At 44.0% G+C, this 2,057-nt stretch carries 2 protein-coding genes; both read right to left on the bottom strand.

The annotated features are described in order from the left end of the window. Positions 1–459 (bottom strand): DinB family protein, encoded by a 459-nt coding sequence (locus V7Q33_RS13095; RefSeq protein WP_331976671.1) that lies wholly within the window; start codon positions 457–459, stop codon positions 1–3. Between the two features lie 46 nt (positions 460–505). Continuing rightward, positions 506–1,765: a glutamyl-tRNA reductase gene (gene hemA / locus V7Q33_RS13090; protein WP_331976673.1), complete on the bottom strand. Its 1,260-nt coding sequence runs from the start codon at positions 1,763–1,765 to the stop codon at positions 506–508. Positions 1,766–2,057: the final 292 nt, after the last annotated feature.

Raw genomic sequence — 2,057 nt, 5'->3', positions numbered from 1 at the left:
TTAAACAACATCAAAAGACCCCGGAATGATCTGATTCAAATGATGTTTAAGATGCTTTACATAATCGATGGCGAGCCACTCGAGAGTAAAATATTCCGCAGAATCGTTGACACAAGTGCGACCATAATTTTCTTGGGGCATAGAAAGAAGCACAGCAGAAATACGTTCGTTTAAAAGCTTCCAGAGCGTGATGACATCTTCTTTTTTCGCAGCCTGGTATTGATTGAGCGACACCCAGGCGTTTTGATCATAGGTAATTCTGGGTGGCGCGGATTCATATTGCCCGCAAATAAAACGGCGCAGGTTGTTTTGAGCAGAATCGGCCAAGTGGCCTAAAATTTCTTTTTTACTCCACTTGTGAGGCAACGGTTTGGCAGAAAAATCATGATCCTGGATCTGTTCGATCTTTTCAGTAAAAGTGATCACGATCTGTTGAAGTTCCAGTGCAACAGTTTTCAAGGTCTTTCAGCGCCAGTGCGCCTGGTTTGTAAAAATTGAAAATGATTTATTTCTTCTCTGCAGTTCTTTCAAGGTTGAAAAGCTCGTGCAGCATTTCGGTGAGCGATTCGGCATCGCCGCGTTTGCAGGCAGCCTTCAACTGAAGTACAGGGTATTTGAGAATTTTCTGCATCATGGAGCGGCTCATCTCTTCCAGTTTTTCAGCTTCTTCCGGTTTCGAATTCTTTAAGAAACGCGCCAGTTCTTCCTGACGAATTTTTTCCAGTGTGTTCTTTAATTTCTGGATGGTAGGAGACACCACCATTTCTTTTGACCAATCTTCGAACTCTCCGATTGTATCCCGGATAATGGCCTGTATGCGTGGAATAGAAGCTTTACGTTTTTCAACCGCCTCGTTTGTTTTCTCCTGAATGTCATCCAGGTTGTAAACAATGGCTCCGGGAATTTCTTCAATCGATGCTTCGATGCTTCGTGGCATGGAAAGGTCAATGAAGAATTTATGTGATAAAAAGGAAATGCCCTTTAAGATTTCGCGGGTGATCAACGGTTCATTGCCAGAAACAGAGCTGATCACAACATCTGCTTTGCGGATTTCCTCCTGTAGCTGTTCGATGCTGCCCGATTTAAAACCACACTTTTGAGCCAGCTTCTCAGCTTTGTCAAGCGTGCGATTTAAAATGGTAACGTGCTGAAATTTAGTGTTTACCAGGTTCAGGCATACATCCTGGCCAATTTCGCCAACACCTACCACCAATACTTTTGGTTCGCGTACGCTGGTTGTTAAGTCATCTGCCAGTTCTTTGGCAGCGTATGAGATAGAGGCGGCTCCATCGCGGAAGGAAGTTTCCTGAACTACGCGCTTATTCACAAAGAAAATGGTGTGCATCAGGCGGTGGAGGAACGGACCGGCCATGTTTTCGTCTGCACTCCATTGGTAGGCATTTTTAACCTGACCGGAGATCTGAAGGTCGCCAATCACCTGGGCATCCAGGCCGATCGCTACTTCAAAAAGGTGATTTACAGCTTGTAAACCGCTGATTGACGAGAAATGCTGCTCAAAACCAGTCTCAATATTTTTTACAAGGGCCAGCCCTTTGAATATCTCATTGGAAAAGTCCTTCTCCGACACATAATAAATTTCGGTACGATTGCAGGTAGAAACTACGAGCACGTCTGAAGTAGTCGTGTAATCGCGAATAAAATTCAACAACTGCTTCACGGCCGGTTCGGCAAGGGATACTTGCTCGCGAACCGCTACCGGAGCGGTTTTATAGGTCAGAACGAGTGCTTTAAAATTCTGTGTCATTTCAGGCTACAAAGGTAAAGTCTGAACGAAAATCAATCATGACAAATCTCAACGGATCTATAATTTAGAATCAGTATAAATAGTTCGGTAAAATCGCCCTTAGATCGGGCAGCTGAAGCATTTAAGTGGAGTGGCATCTCACCGTTTTATTTCCCTGTGAGGGCTGATTTCCATCGAGTAATTAGTTCGCTTTCCTTTTCAGAGACGGGTATCCCGAAAGATCGGTTGCCTGTTCGGTATCAAACAAAAATTTTAGACATGCTTGTCAGATGAGCACAATGCTTGAATTTGT

Origin of the sequence: Ohtaekwangia sp. (assembly GCF_036786105.1) — a bacterium.
GTDB lineage: Bacteria > Bacteroidota > Bacteroidia > Cytophagales > Cyclobacteriaceae > Ohtaekwangia.
This window is presented reverse-complemented; position numbering and strand designations above follow the sequence as displayed.